General features: G+C 73.6%; 2 protein-coding genes. Both read right to left on the bottom strand.

Features of this window, described 5'->3' with window-relative positions; genetic code table 11:
• Positions 1 to 392, bottom strand: a 392-nt coding sequence (locus Q0L15_RS20255) for an HAD family hydrolase (protein WP_296606449.1), incomplete at its 3' end; no start/stop codon positions are given.
• Between the two features lies 1 nt (position 393).
• Positions 394 to 605, bottom strand: a 212-nt coding sequence (locus Q0L15_RS20250) for a hypothetical protein (protein WP_296606447.1), incomplete at its 5' end; no start/stop codon positions are given.

The following is a 605-nucleotide window of genomic DNA, read 5'->3' as shown; positions in this document are numbered from 1 at the left end:
AGCAGCGGCTCGACCCAGGCTCGGGTTCCCGTCGTGGCGACGTGCACCTGGACGCCGTCGGCGTCGAGCTCGTCGAGAAGCTGTTCGACACCGGGGCGGGCGGGTACGTGTCCGGCCTCGATCAGCTGGCACATGATCTCGGTCTTGCGCCGGTGCAGCCGGGCCGCGAGATCGCGGGCCTGCGCGGCCGGTGCGCCCTTCTCCTCGAACCAGGCCGCGAGCCGCTCGGAGCCACCGGTGGTCCGGAGCAGCCGACCGTAGGTCGGCACGTCCCAGCGGTCGCTCAGCCCGGCCTCCTCGAACGCCGCGTTGAACGCGAGCCGGTGGCCGTCGCGCTCGCTGTCCACGAGCGTGCCGTCGACGTCGAACACGACGGCCTCCAGGAGCCCCACGTCAGTTCCCGCGGTCGAGGTGCTGGCGGACCCGCGCGAGCACCGCGTCGGTGGTGAACCCGTGGCGGGCCATCACCTCACCCCCGGGGCCGCTCGCGCCGAAGTCGTCGATGCCGATCGCGACGTCCACGAGGCCGGCCCAGCCGGAGGTGCTGCCGGCCTCGATGCTGACCGTCGTCGCCGAGGCGTCCGGCGTGTACCGGCCACGGTCGA

The sequence above is a fragment of the Nocardioides sp. genome (assembly GCF_024509035.1).
In the GTDB taxonomy this organism is placed as follows: Bacteria; Actinomycetota; Actinomycetes; order Propionibacteriales; family Nocardioidaceae; genus Nocardioides.
This window is presented reverse-complemented; position numbering and strand designations above follow the sequence as displayed.